13 protein-coding genes are annotated in these 14,847 nt (G+C 68.3%); 7 read left to right on the top strand and 6 right to left on the bottom strand.

Annotated elements, in window-relative coordinates; genetic code table 11:
• The first annotated feature begins 30 nt into the window (after window positions 1-30).
• From PSQ39_RS05310 to PSQ39_RS05330, 5 genes are all read left to right on the top strand, one after another.
• Window positions 31-1,041: a tripartite tricarboxylate transporter substrate binding protein gene (locus tag PSQ39_RS05310; RefSeq protein WP_273925679.1), complete on the top strand. Its 1,011-nt coding sequence runs from the start codon at window positions 31-33 to the stop codon at window positions 1,039-1,041.
• A gap of 93 nt (window positions 1,042-1,134) precedes the next feature.
• Entirely contained in the window at window positions 1,135-2,370 is a 1,236-nt protein-coding gene (locus PSQ39_RS05315; protein ID WP_273925680.1) for an ABC transporter substrate-binding protein, read from the top strand.
• The gene (locus PSQ39_RS05320) at window positions 2,367-3,497 is read left to right on the top strand and encodes a zinc-dependent alcohol dehydrogenase family protein (protein ID WP_273925681.1); all 1,131 of its coding nucleotides are present in this window, start codon (window positions 2,367-2,369) and stop codon (window positions 3,495-3,497) included. Before PSQ39_RS05315 ends, PSQ39_RS05320 begins: the two co-directional genes overlap by 4 nt.
• 163 nt (window positions 3,498-3,660) lie before the next feature.
• A complete protein-coding gene (locus PSQ39_RS05325) occupies window positions 3,661-4,224 on the top strand; it encodes an anti-sigma factor domain-containing protein (protein WP_273925682.1) in 564 nt (187 codons plus the stop codon).
• Between the two features lie 200 nt (window positions 4,225-4,424).
• Window positions 4,425-6,005, top strand: a complete 1,581-nt coding sequence (locus tag PSQ39_RS05330) for an MFS transporter (protein ID WP_273925683.1) — start codon at window positions 4,425-4,427, stop codon at window positions 6,003-6,005.
• Window positions 6,006-6,011: 6 nt separating this feature from the next.
• On the opposite strand, the gene arsB is transcribed toward PSQ39_RS05330, so the two are convergent.
• From arsB to PSQ39_RS05350, 4 genes are all read right to left on the bottom strand, one after another.
• Window positions 6,012-7,085, bottom strand: a complete 1,074-nt coding sequence (gene arsB, locus PSQ39_RS05335; protein WP_273925684.1) for an ACR3 family arsenite efflux transporter — start codon at window positions 7,083-7,085, stop codon at window positions 6,012-6,014.
• Window position 7,086: 1 nt separating this feature from the next.
• On the bottom strand, window positions 7,087-7,596 hold the full coding sequence (locus tag PSQ39_RS05340; protein ID WP_273925685.1) for an arsenate reductase ArsC: 510 nt from the start codon (window positions 7,594-7,596) through the stop codon (window positions 7,087-7,089).
• An 82-nt stretch (window positions 7,597-7,678) separates the two neighbouring features.
• Window positions 7,679-8,122 (bottom strand): ArsI/CadI family heavy metal resistance metalloenzyme, encoded by a 444-nt coding sequence (locus tag PSQ39_RS05345; RefSeq protein ID WP_273925686.1) that lies wholly within the window; start codon window positions 8,120-8,122, stop codon window positions 7,679-7,681.
• A gap of 29 nt (window positions 8,123-8,151) precedes the next feature.
• Window positions 8,152-8,475: an ArsR/SmtB family transcription factor gene (locus PSQ39_RS05350; RefSeq protein WP_273925687.1), complete on the bottom strand. Its 324-nt coding sequence runs from the start codon at window positions 8,473-8,475 to the stop codon at window positions 8,152-8,154.
• A gap of 119 nt (window positions 8,476-8,594) precedes the next feature.
• On the opposite strand from PSQ39_RS05350, the gene arsA reads away from it, so the two are divergent.
• Both arsA and PSQ39_RS05360 read left to right on the top strand, forming a co-directional pair.
• Window positions 8,595-10,376 carry an arsenical pump-driving ATPase gene (gene arsA, locus PSQ39_RS05355; RefSeq protein WP_273925688.1) on the top strand — a complete coding sequence of 594 codons (1,782 nt, stop codon included), beginning with the start codon at window positions 8,595-8,597 and terminating at the stop codon, window positions 10,374-10,376.
• A 278-nt stretch (window positions 10,377-10,654) separates the two neighbouring features.
• Window positions 10,655-12,394, top strand: a complete 1,740-nt coding sequence (locus tag PSQ39_RS05360) for a tannase/feruloyl esterase family alpha/beta hydrolase (protein WP_273925689.1) — start codon at window positions 10,655-10,657, stop codon at window positions 12,392-12,394.
• Between the two features lie 70 nt (window positions 12,395-12,464).
• Here the strand turns inward: PSQ39_RS05360 and PSQ39_RS05365 are convergent, their stop codons facing one another.
• Complete coding sequence (locus tag PSQ39_RS05365) at window positions 12,465-13,445, bottom strand: Bug family tripartite tricarboxylate transporter substrate binding protein (RefSeq protein ID WP_273925690.1); 981 nt, start codon at window positions 13,443-13,445, stop codon at window positions 12,465-12,467.
• A gap of 129 nt (window positions 13,446-13,574) precedes the next feature.
• The gene (locus tag PSQ39_RS05370; protein ID WP_273925691.1) at window positions 13,575-14,753 is read right to left on the bottom strand and encodes a porin; all 1,179 of its coding nucleotides are present in this window, start codon (window positions 14,751-14,753) and stop codon (window positions 13,575-13,577) included.
• Window positions 14,754-14,847 lie beyond the last annotated feature (94 nt).

Below are 14,847 nucleotides of genomic sequence, written 5' to 3' on the forward strand. Positions count from 1 at the left end.
CCACCCCTTTGAACCCCTCGGAGTCCTGCCATGCGCTCTGCCTTTGAACCCTCTCTCGCGGCCCAGCGCCGCCGTCACCTGCTGGGCGCGGCCCTGGGCGCTGCGCTGCTGCCCGGCGGCACGGCGCGGGCCCAGCCGGCCCCGGCTTACCCGGCGCGCTCGGTGCGCTTCATCGTGCCCTTCCCGGCAGGCGGGCCGGTGGACATCACCGGCCGCGCGCTGGCGCAAAAGCTGGGCGAGGCCTGGGGCCAGCCCACGTTGGTGGACAACCGCGCGGGCGCGGGCGGCATGGTGGGGGCCGAGGCGGCGGCGCGCGCCACGCCTGACGGCCACACCTTGTTCGTCTGCAGCATCCACCACAGTGTGCTGCCGGCCCTGCGCCCCAAGATGAGCTACGACGTGGAGCGCGACTTTGTGCCGGTCAGCTTCGCGGCGCGCTTTCCGGTCATCTTGGTGGTGCACCCCTCGCTGCCGGTCAAGTCCGTGGCCGAGCTGATCGCGCTGGACCGGGCCCGGCCCGGCACGCTGAGCTATGGCTCCTCGGGCAATGGCGGCGGCACCCACCTGGCGGGTGAGCTGTTCAACCTGCTGGCCGGCACCCGGCTGCAGCATGTGCCCTACAAGGGCAGCGCCCCAGCCATGACCGACCTGTTGGGCAATCAGGTTCAGATCATGTTCAGCGACGCGCCCACCGCACTGCCCCAAATCAAGGCCGGCAAAGTGCGCGCCCTGGCCGTGGCCAGTCCGCAGCGCTCGGCCTTGCTGCCTGAACTGCCCACGGTGGCCGAGACCGGCCTGCCCGGCTACGAGGCCTATTCCTGGGCGGGCGTGCTGGCGCCCACGGGCACGCCCGCAGCACTGGTGGGGCGGCTCAGCAGCGACATCCAGCAGGCCTTGAACCTGCCTGAGGTTCGGCAGCGCCTGCTGGAGGCCGGCGCCGAGGCCGCGCCCAGCAGCCCCGAGGCCTTTGGCCAGTTGCTGCGCAGCGAGATGCGCAAATGGGCCCAGGTGGTGCGGGCCGCCAACATCCAGATGGATTGAGTGCGTGTTGCAACAGGGGCCCGTCAGGGCCCCTGTTGCTTGGTGCGTGTGCGTGAGTGAGTCAGTTCAACCCTCCAAGGAAAGAGACAAACCATGATCAAGAAGACCTCCATCGCCCTGGCCGCCCTGTGCGCGCTGGGGCCCGCTGCGGTGCTGGCGCCGGCCCAGGCCCAGGGCAGCGCGGGCCCATTGAGTGACGACAAGGTGCGCATTGGCGTGCTGTCGGACATGTCGGGCCTGTATGCCGACACGGCGGGCAAGGGCTCGGCCGAGGCGGCCCGCATGGCCATCGAGGACTTTGGCGGCAAGGTGCTGGGCAAGCCCATCGAGCTGCTGATGGGGGACCACCAGAACAAGGCCGACATCGGGGCCTCGCTGGCACGGGGCTGGTACGACCGCGAGGGCGTGGACGCCATCGTCGACCTGAACAACTCGGCGGTCGCGGTGGCGGTGGGCAACCTGGCGCGCGAGCGCAACAAGATGCTGCTGCTGACCGGCACCGCCTCGGTGGCCATGACCAACGAGAACTGCGGCCCGACCAGCATCCACTACGTGTACGACACCTACGCCATGGCCAATGGCGCGGCGCAGGGCATGCTGGGGCGCGGCGCCAAGAGCTGGTTTGTGGTGGGCACCGACTACGCGTTCGGCAAGGCCATGGCGGCCAACATCACCGAGTTCGTCAGCCACAGCGGCGGCAAGGTGCTGGGCAGCGTGTTCCACCCGCTCAATGCCAGCGATTTCTCGTCCTTCATGCTGCAGGCCCAGGCCTCCAAGGCCGACGCCATTGCCCTGGCCAACGCCACCAGCGACACGGTCAACAGCATCAAGTCGGCGCGCGAGTTTGGCATCACCAAGAACCAGGCCGTGGTGCCGCTGCTGATGTTCATCAACGATGTGCACTCGCTGGGCCTCAAAGAGGCGCAGGACATGACCTTTGCCACCGCCTTCTACTGGGACCGCACGCCGGAGTCGCGGGCCTGGTCGCGGCGCTACTTCGAGCGCATGAAGAAGATGCCCTCGATGATCCAGGCGGGCACCTACTCGGCCGTGCTGAGCTACCTCAAGGCCATCCAGGCCGCGGGCAGCGATGACGGCCTGACGGTGGCCAAGAAGATGCAGGCGCTGCCCATCAACGACTTCTTCGCCCAAGGCGGCAAAGTGCGGGTCGACGGCCGCATGGTGCACGACATGTACCTGGTGCAGGTCAAGAAGCCGGCCGAGTCGCAGCAGCCCTGGGACTACTACAAGGTGCTGGCCACCATCCCGGGTGACCAGGCCTTCCAGCCCCTGTCCAAGTCCAAGTGCTCTTTGGTGACCAAATCATGAAGATCAAAGCCGCTGTCCTCACGCGCACCGGCGCGCCGGCCCCTTATGCCGAAAGCCGCCCCCTGCAAATCACCGAGGTCGACCTGGCCCCGCCGGGCCCGGGCGAGGTGCTGGTGCGGGTGGCCGCCGCCGGCCTGTGCCACTCGGACCTGTCCATCATCAATGGCGACCGGCCGCGCCGCACGCCCATCGTGCTGGGGCACGAGGCCGCCGGCGTGGTCGAAGCCCTGGGCGAGGGCGTGACCGACCTGGTGCCGGGCGACCACGTCATCCTGGTCTTTGTGCCCAGCTGCGGCCACTGCGCGCCCTGCGCCGAGGGCCGGCCCGTGTTGTGCGAGCCGGCGGCGGCGGCCAATGTGGCTGGCACCTTGCTTGGTGGCGGGCGCCGCCTGTCCTACCAGGGCGAGACCCTGGACCACTTTGTGGGCGTGTCCGCCTTTGCGGAGTACGCGGTGCTGTCGCGCCGGGGCGTGCAAAAAATCGACCGCGAGCTGCCGCTGGACATCGCTGCGCTGTTTGGCTGCGCCGTCATGACCGGGGTGGGGGCGGTGGTCAACACCTCGCAGGTGCGGCCCGGCCAGAGCGTCGCGGTGGTGGGCCTGGGCGGTGTGGGCCTGTCGGCCCTGATGGGCGCGCTGGCCGCTGGGGCCGGCCGGGTGATCGCGGTCGACCTGGCCGAGGACAAGCTAGCCTTCGCCCGGAAGCTGGGCGCCACCGACGTGGTCAACGCGGGCGAGGAGGGCGCGGTCGAGCGCCTGCGCGAGTTGACCGGCGGTGGCGTGGACCACGCGCTGGAGATGGTGGGCTCGGCCAAGGCGCTGGAGTTTGCCTACCGCGTGACCCGGCGCGGCGGCACCACGGTGACCGTGGGCCTGCCCGCGTCCAGCCAGAACCTCAGCACCCCGGTCTGGCACCTGGTGGCCGAAGAGCGCACCCTCAAGGGCAGCTACCTGGGCAGCTGCGTGCCCCGGCGCGACCTGGGGCGCTTCATCGCGCTGTACCGCCAGGGCAAGCTGCCGGTGGACTGGCTGCGCACGGGCACCCTGGGGCTGGAGCAGATCAACGAGGGCTTTGACCGCCTGGCCCGGGGCGAGGCCATCCGCCAGGTGATCCGCATGGGGGACTGAGCGCGGGGGCGGCTGGGTGATCCAGCGGGGCGATGGCGCCCCATGATTGACCTGGGTCAAGACCCGGGCGGGTCGGCCCCCCGGGGCGGGGTGGGGCGGGCATACTGCGCGGCGGGGGCCTGGGCCCTCGTTTGTTTGTCCACCGCCTGAGGCCTGACCCTGTATGACCGACCCCGTTTCAACCCCCCACGACGCTGACGAGCCCCTGTCCCCCAGCCCTGCACGCAGCGCGGCCTCGCGCCGCGTCAGCCCCTGGTGGCGGGCGCTGGCCGTGGTCTTGGGCCTGGCCTTGTTGCTGGGTTGGGCCGCCAGTGTGAGCTTTGTCGAGCAACTCAAGGCCCAGGTGGCGCATTTGCAGACCAAGCTGCAGGTCCTGCCCCAGGTGCGCGAGATCTCGGTGCTGCTGGACGATCAGCAGCGCCCGGCCCTGCTGATCACCCACGACCCCAGCACCGGCGTGCTGCAGGTGCAGCGCCTGAACAGCGTGGCCGAAGGCCGGGAGGACAGCATGCAGCTCTGGGCCCTGAACGGCAGCGCCCAGGCGCCGCGCTCGCTGGGCCTGTTTTTGAGCCAGTACAAAACCCTGCAATTGCCGCTGAAGACCGGCGCGCTGGAGGGCATCCGCGAGCTGGCCATCAGCGTCGAGTCCAAGGGCGGCGTGACAGACGAGCAAGGCCCGCGCTTGCCCTACCTGTTCCGAGGCGCGCTGGTGCACAAAGCCATTTGAAGGCCTTGGCGCGTCAATGACCGCCGTTGGGGGCTTTTAAGCCTGCTTCGGCGGGCTGGGGGGGCGGGGAAGCTGCCTGCGGGCCGCGCGCGCCTGGGCTGGCGCCGACCCCGGCTGCCGCTGGCCCTGCCCAAGGGCGAAGGCAGGCCCGTGAAAACCCGCCGGCACAGCGCTTGCCACTCGTGAATAATGCATTGGCCATGCCTGTCACACCGTCCATCTGGAGCCCTTTGCGTCAACCTGCGTTCAGAGGGCTATGGTTCAGCGGCGCGGTGTTTTTCATTGGCAGCGGCATGCAGTCCATGGCGGCCGCCTGGCTGATGGTGGAGCTGACGGGCTCGTCCTTCCTGGCGGCCCTGGTGCAGACGGCGGTGTTCCTGCCCATGTTCCTGTTGGCCTTGCCCGCGGGCGTGCTGGCCGACACCACCGACCGGCAACGCCTGATCTCGGGCGCGCTGATCGCGCTGGTGGGGGCGTCCTTCTTGCTGGCTGCGCTGGTCCTGCTGGGCTGGGGCGGGCCGGCCTCGGTGCTGTTCCTGGTGTTTGTTTGCGGCTGCTGCACGGCGGTGCTGACGCCGGCCTGGAATTCATCGGTCATCGACCCGGTGCCGCGCGAGGAATGGGCCCAGGCCATCACCGTGATCAGCATTGCCTACAACGCGGCGCGCGCCATCGGCCCCACGTTGGCCGGCCTGGTCTTTGCGCGCCTGGGCGCGGGCTGGGTGTTTGCCTTCACCGTCATCACCACCGTGGTGATGTGGCAGTCGATCCGGCGCTGGCCGCCGCGCCCCCATCCGCCTTCGCGCCTGCCGCCCGAGCGCCTGTGGGGCGGCACGCTCAGCGGCCTGCGCTTTGCCTGGCATTCGCGCATCGTGCTGGCGCAGTTGGTGCGCGTGATGGCCTACAGCGCCGCGGGCTCGGCCCTGTGGGCGCTGCTGCCAGTGATCGCGCAGCGCCAGCTCAATGCGGGCGCCGAGGGCTTTGGTTTGCTGATGGGCTGCATGGGCAGCGGTGCGGTGTTGGTGGGCCTGGTGGTGGGCACGCTGCGCGCGCGCTTTGGCTTGGACGCCATCGTGGCGGCCGCCTGCGTGGTGTTCTCTGCGGTCATGCTGCTGGCGGCCTGGGTGCAGACGCCTTGGCTGATCTACGGCGCCATGATGTGCGGCGGGGCGGCCTGGATGGCGGCCATGTCCACCTTCAACTCGGCCACCCAGGCCAGTGCGCCGCCCTGGGTGCGGTCCCGCGCCGTGGCCCTGCACATCGTGGCCTCGCTGGGCGCGTTTGCCATGGGCTCGGCGTTTTGGGGGGCGGTGTCCGACGTGACCAGCCTCAGCGCCGCGCTGAGTGCCGCCGCGGTGCTGATGGCGGCGGGCCTGCTGCTGGCGCGGCCCATGCCGCTGCGCATGGGCGAGCAGCACGAGGTCACCCAGGCCCAGCCTTGGGAGGATTTGTTTGTCGCCGCCGAACCCAACCCCGAGGCGGGCCCGGTGGCGGTGGAGCTGGGCTACCGCATCCTGGCTGGCCAGGACCGGGCGTTTCTGGACGCCATTGCCCAGCTGAAGGCGCACCGCCGGCGAGACGGCGCCACCTTCTGGCGGGTCTACAAGGATTTGGGCGAGCCCTCGCGCTATGTGGAGCGCTTCATCGTCAGCTCCTGGGCCGACTACCTGCACCAGCGCGCACGGTCGACTGTGGCCGATCAGGCGCTGGAGACCGAGGTGCGCCAGTTCCTGCAGCCCGGCGAGGGGGTGCCCATGTCGCACTACATCGCCGAGCGCTGAGCCGCCTCACCCCGCGCCCTGGCCCTCGTACCAGCCCTTGCTGCGGTTGACCAGGTGCACCACCAGCAGCATCACCGGCACCTCGATCAGCACGCCCACCACCGTGGCCAGCGCCGCGCCCGACTCAAAGCCGAACAGGCTGATGGCAGCGGCCACGGCCAGCTCGAAGAAGTTGGACGCGCCAATCAGGGCCGAGGGGCAGGCCACGCTGTGCTTTTCGCCCACGGCGCGGTTGAGCCAGTAGGCCAGCGCTGAATTGAAGAACACCTGGATCAGGATGGGCACGGCCAGGAGGGCAATGACCAGCGGCTGCTTCAAAATCGCTTCGCCCTGGAAGGCGAACAGCAGCACCAGGGTGGCCAGCAAGGCGGCAATCGACCAGGGACCGATGCGCGCCATGGCTGCGTCAAAAGCCGCTGGGCCGCGCGCCAGCAGGCGACGGCGCAGCCACTGCGCGAGGATGACGGGGATCACGATGTACAGCCCCACCGAGGTCAGCAGCGTGGCCCAGGGCACGGTGATGGCCGACAGGCCCAGCAAGAAGGCCACCAGGGGCGCGAAGGCCACCACCATGATGCTGTCGTTGAGGGCCACCTGCGACAGGGTGAACAGCGGGTCGCCCCCGGTCAGGCGGCTCCACACAAACACCATGGCGGTGCAGGGCGCGGCGGCCAGCAGGATCAGGCCCGCGATGTAGCTGTCGAGTTGATCGGCAGGCAGCAGCGGCGCAAACCAGTGGCGGATGAACAGCCAACCCAGAAAGGCCATCGAAAACGGCTTCACCAGCCAGTTGACGAACAGGGTCACGCCAATGCCCCTGACGTGCTGGCGCACCTCGCCCAAGGCCGAGAAGTCGACCTTGATCAGCATGGGGATGATCATCACCCAGATCAGCAAGCCCACGGGCAGGTTGACCTGGGCCACCTCCAGGCGGCCGATGGCCTGGAACACGCTGGGGAAGAACTGACCCAGCGCAATGCCGACCACGATGCACAGGAACACCCAGACGGTGAGGTAGCGCTCGAACACGCTCATGGGCGCGGGGGCCGCCACGGGGGCGGTTGCAGAGGTCGCGCTCATCTCAAGACTGGGCCAGGTCGCGCGCCGTGCCTTGCAGCATGGCGTGGGCCAGCTTGTCGGCGGGCAGGTTGATCAGCAGCTCCAGGCGGCGCTTGATTTGCAGCAGGGTGTGGCGGAAGGCTTCGAGCTTGTGTTCGTCCGAGGCGTCGCCTTCGGATGGGTCGGCATAGCCCCAGTGGGCGGTGGCGGGGTGGCCGGGCCAGACCGGGCAGACCTCACCGGCGGCGTTGTCGCAGACGGTGATGATCAAGTCCATGTGGGGCGCGCCGGGCACGGCGAACTCGTCCCAGCTCTTGCTGCGCAGGCCTTCGGTGGGCACGCCGGCTTTTTGCAAGACCTGCAGGCCCAGCGGGTTGGGTTGCTGGTGGTCGCGCGGGCTGCTGCCGGCGGAGTAGGCCTTGAAGCGGTCACCGCCCAGGGCGTTGAGCAGGGCTTCGGCGAGGATGCTGCGCGCCGAGTTGTGGGTGCACAAAAACAAAACGTTCAAGGGGGTGGGGGCAGAGGTGCTCATGGTCAGGGCCGGGTCTGGAAGGACAAAAGGGGGCAGTGTCGTGCTGGGCCGTGTCAAGCCGATGTCGGCCTGACACGCTGGCTCAGCAGCAGGACCGAGTGCGGGTGGCCGGGGCGCAGCACGCACTGGCGCTGTCAGTGGCGGCGGGCTTCTCGTTGAACACGGGGATGTTGCCCAGGGTGTGGAAGTGCTCCCAGGCGATGCCTTGTGGGTCGGTCACCCAGTGCTTTTCGCTGCGGGCGTAGCAGCAGCTGGTGGCCCCCTCATCGACCCAGGCCAGGTCGGCCGCACTGGCATGGGCCTTGAGTTCGGCCAGTTCTTCGGCCTCGTCGACCTGGAAGCCCAGGTGGTCGATGCCGGGGCGGCTGCCGCGCGTGGAGATGGCGAAGTTGATGCGCGGGTCGTCCAACATCCACTTGGCGTAATCAGACTCCACGCGGCTGGGTTGGGCGGCAAACAACTGGCTGTAAAAGCCGATGCTCTGGGCCAGGTCATCGACATGCAGGTGAACGTGAAAGCGTTTCATGGTCAGGGCTCCTTGGGAGAAAAGAGGGCTCAGCACTGGCAGGCCGGGGCCGAGGGCGCCAGGCAGCTCGCGCCTTGGCAGCAGTTGTCGCTGAGGTAGGTGAGCAGGCTGTTCATGGTGTCGAAGGCGGCGCGGTAGACCAGGTTGCGGCCTTGGCGCTCCTGGCTGATCAGGCCGGCGTGTACCAGCTCTTTGAGGTGGAACGACAAGGTGTTGGGGGCCACGGCCAGTTGCTCGCTGAGCACGCCGGGCGTGAGCCCTTGTGGCCCGGCCACCACCAAGGCGCGGAACACGCGCAGGCGAACTTCTTGGGCCAGGGCGGCCAGGGCGCGGACGACGTCGGTTTCTTGCATGCATCAACTATACAACGATATTGGAAGTATCAAACTGTTTTGATGCAAAGCACAGACTGCGGCGCTTGGGGCGCGCATGCTCGGGCTTGACCACCACGCTTTTCAAGCCCAGGACCCCCATGAACCCGACCCGCACTTGCCTGCCCTGGCTGGACCAAGCCAGCCCCTACCTGTTCTTCACGGGCAAAGGGGGCGTGGGCAAAACCTCGGTGTCCACCGCCGTGGCCCTGGCGCTGGCCGATGCGGGGCGGCGGGTGCTTTTGGTCAGCACCGATGCGGCCTCCAACCTGGACGAGATGCTGGGCATCACGCTGAGCAACCAGCCGGTGTCCGTGCCCGGGGCGCCCGGGCTGTCGGTGCTCAACATCGACCCCCAGGTGGCGGCCCAAAGCTACCGCGAGCGCGTCATCGCGCAAATGGGCCCACTGGCCAGTGCCCAAGCGCTGGCCACGGTGCGCGAGCAGCTGTCCGGGGCCTGCACCACCGAGATCGCCACCTTCGATGAGTTTGCCCAGCTCTTGTCGCCCCTGAGCCTGGCCTACGACCAGGTGGTCTTTGACACCGCACCCACCGGCCACACCCTGCGCCTGTTGAGCCTGCCCAAGGCCTGGAGCGGCTTTCTGGCGGGCAACGACCGGGGCGCGTCCTGCCTGGGGCCGCACTCGGGCCTGAAGATGCAGGAGGCCTTGTTCAACCGGGCTCTGGCCGCCCTCAACGACCCCGCGCTGACCACCTTGGTGCTGGTGGCACGGCCCGAGGCTGGGGCCTTGAACGAGGCGGCGCGTTCTGCGCTGGAGTTGCGTGCGCTGGGCCTGCAGCAGCAGCGCCTGGTGGTCAATGCCGTGTTCCACGCCACCGACCCGCAAGACCCGGTGGCCCGGGCCTGGCAGGCCCGGGGGGCGCAGGCCTTGGCCGCCATGCCAGCGGCCTTGCAGGCCTTGCCCACTGATTTGATCCCGCTGCGGGCGGTGGATTCGGTGGGCTTGCCGGCCCTGCGCCAGCTGCTGAGCCCGCAGCCCAGCGCCGTGCCAACGCCCTTGGCGCCCCTGGCGCCTGCGCCCACCGCAGGACGGCACCCGCTGGCTGAATTGGTGGCCCAACTGGCCCTGGCCGAAGGCGGCTTGGTGATGGTGATGGGCAAAGGCGGGGTGGGTAAAACCACCATCGCCGCTGCGCTGGCCCTGGGCTTGGTGCAGCAAGGCAAGACTGTGCACTTGAGCACCACCGACCCCGCGGCCCACCTGGCCGCCACGTTGCAGGACCAGGTGCCCGGCCTGAGCGTGGGACGCATTGACCCGGCGCTGGAGACCCAGCGCTACGTCGACAAGGTGCTGGCCGCCAAGTCGCCCGGCCTGAGCCCGGACGCGCGCGAGCTGCTGGTGGAGGACCTGCGCTCACCCTGCACGGAAGAGGTGGCCGTGTTCCATGCCTTCTCGCATGTGGTGGCGCAGGCGCGCAGCCAGTTTGTGGTGCTGGACACCGCCCCCACGGGCCATTCCCTGTTGCTGATGGACGCCACCGGCGCCTACCACCGTCAGATGCTGCATGCGTTTGAAGGCCAGGCTGGCTCGGTGCGGGTGGTGACGCCCTTGATGCGCCTGCAAGACCCCACTTACACCCACCTGGTGCTGGTGACCTTGCCCGAGGCCACGCCGGTATCGCAGGCGGCCGCCTTGCAGGACGATTTGCGCCGCGCCCAGATCGAGCCCTGCGCCTGGGTGATCAACCAATCCCTGTTGGCCACGGGCACCCAAGACCCCTTGTTGAGGGCGCGCCTGCAAAGCGAGCAGGCCCAGGTCGACCGGGTGGGCCAGTTGAGCCGCGCGCCGGTGTTCAGCGTGCCCTGGCGACCCGAGCCCCCGGTGGGGGTGCTGGGTTTGGCAAGCCTGTTGAGCGCTTAGGGGGCCGCGGGAGGCGGGGCGGGGTGCAGCACGCGACCGAGTCTTCGTCTTGGGTTGAGAAGTGCGCTGCGCGCACAAGTCGCTGAGCAAATAACGTTTGTTCGCGCCGAAGCTGCTGGATAGAGTCCGGATCAGCGAATTGAGTCATTCCTCATTCGCAATCCGAGTGCAGCCACTTTGCGCGTTCTGAAGCGCTTTTGGCGGGCTGAATGCGCAGGGTCGCTGGCTTCGGACATCCCCAACCCGGCCGCGCACAGCGGCCACGGAGACAACACAAAATGAAATCGATCACCCTTGGGCTGGGCACCGCTTCGGCCTGCCTGCTCTTGCTTGCCTGCGGTGGCGGCGATGGCGCCAGCGAAACCGTGCTGCCGCGCCTCAGTGCGGCCCAGCCAGGCAGCTTGGCGCGTTGTTTGGATTTGGCCGCGCGCTTCAGCTTTCCCAGCACCCGCATCCTGAGCACCGAGCTGGTGCCCTCGGGAGGCTTGAGCAACGCTGGTCAGCCGGTGGGCGAGCATTGCCGCGTCACCGGCAAGATGAATGAGCGCGTCAGCGCGGTGGATGGCCAGACCTATGCCATCGGCTTTGAGATGCGCTTGCCCAAGGATTGGGCTGGCCGCTTCCTCTACCAAGGCAATGGCGGCACCGATGGGGTGGTGGTGCTGGCCGATGGGGCGTCCATCGGCAGCGGCGGCATGCTGCGCCACGCGCTGCAGATGGGCATGGCGGTCATCAGTTCGGATGCGGGCCACAACGCGGCGCAGAACCCGCTCTTTGGCCTGGACCCCCAAGCCCGGCTGGACTACGGCTACAAGGCCGTGGGCTCGCTGACGCCCATGGCCAAGGCCTTGATCCAGGCGGCCTACGGCAAAGAACCTGATCGCTCCTACATCGCGGGCACGTCCAATGGCGGGCGCCACGCCATGGTGGCCGCGTCGCGCTATGCCACGCTGTACGACGGGGTGCTGGCCCACTCGCCGGGCTTCAACCTGCCCCGGTCTGCGGTGGCCAACCTGTCCAATGTGAAGCTGTGGGACACCGTGGTCACCACCCGCGTGGTGAACAACTTGCCAGACTACGAGTCCGCCTTGCCAGCGAGCGAACGCCAAGTGGTGGCCAATGCCATCCTGGCCCGCTGTGACGCGCTCGATGGGCTCAGCGATGGCCTGGTGCAGGACCTGGAGGGCTGCCAAAAAGTGTTTGACCCGATCCGTGACATCCCCAGCTGCAGCGCGGGCCGCGATGGCAGCTGCCTGACCGCCACCCAAAAGACGGTCTTGGCCAAGGTGTACGAGCCGGTGCGCAACAGCGCGGGGGACACCCTTTACAGCGGCTTCCCGTTTGACCCGGGCATTGCCCAGGTGGGGTGGGCGGATTGGAAGTTCCGCAACTCGCTGCGCACCGCGCGCAACCCCGTGTCGGTGGGCTACATCTTTTCTTCGCCCCCGCGCGCCGACCTGAGCATGGCCACGGACACCAACAAGTCAGCTGCTTTTGCCCTGAGCTTCAACCTCGAAACCGAGGCCCCGAAGATCTTCGCCACCAGCGGTATCTACACGGAAAGCGGGATGTCCTTCATGACCCTGCCCAACCCGTTCCGCTTTGACACCTTGCGCGAGCGGGGCGGCAAGATGATGGTGATTCATGGTGCGGCCGACCCCATCTTTTCGGTGGACGACACCCTGTCCTGGTACCGCAACGTCAACAACAACTACGGCAGCCAGGCCGACCGCTTCACGCGCGTCTTTGTCGTGCCCGGCATGGGGCATTCACGCGGTGGCCCGGCCACGGACCAGTACGACGCTTTGACTGCGCTGATCGATTGGGTGGAAGCCGGCAAAGCACCGGAGCGCCTGGTGGCCATGGCCCGGGGGGCGGGGAATGTGGGCGGGGTCAACACCGAGTTGCCCAGCACCTGGTCGGCGACGCGAACCCGGCCGCTGTGCTCTTACCCGCTGGTGGCCCGCTATCAGTCGGGCAACCCCGAGCTGGCCGAGAGCTTCGCCTGCAAGTTCTGACCCTGCGCAGGCTTTGTAGCGCCTGCGCCGAGCGCCAGGGCCTGTCAAGCCAGGCCCCTGGCGAGTGCACTCAGTCGAGCTGCACCCCGGATTGGGCGACCAAGCCCTTCCAGCGCTCCTGGTCCTGCGCGACCATCTTGCCCAGGGTGGCCGCGTCTTCGTAGCGCAGATTGACCTCCAGCCGCTTGGCGGCGTCGAGCATGGCCGGCGTCTTCAGGCTTTTTTGGATGTCGGCGCTGAGCGAGGCCACCGCCGTGGCCGGTGTCTTGGCCGATGCAAACAAGCCATACCACTCCACCAGCTGCAGGTTGGGCAGGCCGGCCTGTGCAAAGGTAGGGACCTCGGGCAGTGAACTCAAACGCGTGGCGCTGGTGACCGCCAGGATGCGAATCCGGCCACTCTGGTGCAGGTCCAGCAAGGTGGGCAGGGGGCTGAAGCTGCTCATGACCTGGCCCGCCATCAAGTCCTGCAGGCCGGGTGCCACGCCGCGGTAGGGCACATGGGTCAGGGCCGTGCCGATGTCACGTCCCATTTGCACGCCCAGAAAATGGGGGGCGCTGCCCAGGCCCGGGCTGGCAAAGGTGGCCAGGGTGGGGTGGTTTTTGACCCAGGCGATGTACTCCGCCAGGCTGTTGATGGCGGAGCGGCCGCTGACCGCCAAGGCAAATGAATGGTCGCCAAGGCAGGCCAGGGGCTGAAGGTCCCGCAGGGGGTTGAACAGCGGCGTCTTGTAGAGCTGGGGCGCCAGGGTCAGGACCGAGGACGGCGTCAGCAGCAAGTGGTTGCCGTCGGCCGGGGCTTGCAGCGTGGCCAGTGCGGCCAGTTGCCCGGCCGCGCCCGACTTGTTTTCAATCACATAGACGCTTTTGGCGTCGGGGGCTTGGTTGGCCAAGGCCCGGCCCAGGTTGTCGGCCGTGCCGCCGGGCGGGAAGCCCACAAACACGCGGCGAATGGCGCGCTGGTCTTGCGCATGGGCCAGACCGGAGAGGCTGGCAAGGAGGCTGGCCGTCACGCTCAAAAGCTGACGGCGCTTGAAATGGGAGGGCTTCATGGAGGCCTGGCGTGAAACGCAAAAAGGGGAGGGGCTGCCCGGCTGCCGGGGCGGCAGCATGGCCAGATCGAACGCTGGCCGGGCGGCGGAGAAAAGCCGCCCCGCAAGGCGGCTGCACCGATCGGTGGCTTAGAAGCGGTGGCGAATGCCCACGGCAAAGTTGTTCCCCGTGGCGCCCACCACGGTGGGGGCGGTGGGGACCTGGCGGGTGCGGGTCTCGTCACGCGCGAAGAGGCTGTAGACCTCGGTGCGCGGCGACAGGGCGTGGCTGTAGCCCAGGGTCAGGATCTTGCGCGAGACGTTGCCGCCCGCGGCCGTGACGGCCACCGCCGTGGGCCTGTCGCCCGTGGTGCGCGAGCCGTAGGCCGCCAGCCAACGGCCCGAGCCCATGGTCAGCATGGCGCTCACATCCCACACCCGGTACTGCACCGATTGCGGTGCGCTGGCCGTGCCCCGGTTGTCGATCTGCCCCAGGTGGCCAAACACCTTCAAGGGCTTGAAGTCATAGCTGGCAGCCCATTGCCAGGCGCGGGTGTTGTTGGACGAGGTGCCGTCCGCAAAGGTTTGCGGGTTGCGGTTGACGCTTTGCAAGGCCACCGACGTGCTCAAAGGCCCGGCGTTGTAGGCCACTCGGGCGGCGGTGTTGGGGCCGCCCTGGTTTTGCGATGCGGCATAGGCCAGCGAGCCCGACACCCCGCCGATGACCGGGCTGTCATACACCACCGAGCTGGCCCAGGCTGTCCCGCCAGACAAGGGCGAGCCCACAAAAGTCAGCAGGTTGATGGGCGAGAACGTGGTGCTGTCACCCAGCGAGTTGCTGGTGATGGAGTTCGAAAACAGCAAGGTGGTGATGTTGCCCACCCGCAGGCGGCCCAGCTTGGGGTCGCTCAGGCCCAACCAGGCCGCGCGCGAGAAATACGGGTCGGCCGCCACGTTGACCGGGGCGGGCAAGGCGTCGCTGCGGCCGGCCGCACCCGACTCGTTGCGGATGAAGGACGACAAGTCAAACTGGGCCAGGCGGCCTTCACCCAGGTCTTCCTGACCTTGAATGCCCCAGCGGCTGGTGGACAGGCCGCCGCTGAACTGCTTCTTCGCGGGACTTTCCACGGCATTGATGCCCGAGGTGTTGTGCATGCTGCCGACGGCGGCATCCAGCAGGCCGTAGACCTGGACGCTGGAGCCCGAGTTGGCCTGCGCCTGCGCCTGCGCCTGGGCCGGCAGCACCGTGGCCAGGCCGGCCAAGGCCAGGGCGGCGCCGGTGGGGATCGCGCCGGTCAGTCGGCGGGTGGGCTTCGTATTGTCGTGCATGGTGTGTCTCCTTGGAGGGATTGAGGGCGTGAGTCGTCTCCAGCCAGTCACGCGGCTGGCTGCTTCTTGTTGAATCTGTGGGGGGGGCGGGCTG

Source organism: Curvibacter microcysteis, from assembly GCF_028649455.1.
Taxonomy (GTDB): Bacteria; Pseudomonadota; Gammaproteobacteria; order Burkholderiales; family Burkholderiaceae_C; genus Curvibacter; species Curvibacter microcysteis.